Here is a 327-nt window from a genome sequence, read left to right as displayed (position 1 = left end):
AGCCTTGGGTTCTTCCTTGGCTTCGGACTTTTCGGCCGGGGCGGCGTTTTCGTCGCCGATGCGGGCGATGACGGCGCCGACCTCGATGGTGTCGTCTTCGTCAGCGAGGATTTCGACGAGGGTGCCGGCGACCGGGGACGGGATTTCGGTGTCGACCTTGTCGGTGGAGACCTCGAGCAGCGGCTCGTCGACCTCGACGGTGTCGCCGACGGACTTGAGCCACTGGGTGATGGTGCCCTCGGTGACGGACTCGCCGAGTTCTGGCATCTCGACGTCGGAGGCAGCGCCGGTGGAGCCGGAGGAAGCCGGTGCGGACTTCTCTTCCTT

General features: G+C 66.1%; 1 protein-coding gene. It reads right to left on the bottom strand.

The window, feature by feature from the left end; all coding sequences use genetic code 11:
* Positions 1-327: biotin/lipoyl-containing protein (locus HMPREF2559_RS10975; protein ID WP_305763983.1), on the bottom strand; the 327-nt coding region annotated here is incomplete at both ends.

The organism is Corynebacterium sp. HMSC072G08, from assembly GCF_001809185.1.
Classification (GTDB): Bacteria; Actinomycetota; Actinomycetes; order Mycobacteriales; family Mycobacteriaceae; genus Corynebacterium; species Corynebacterium phoceense.
The sequence above is the reverse complement of the archived record's forward strand: the minus strand, read 5'-3'. Positions and strand labels throughout refer to the sequence as shown.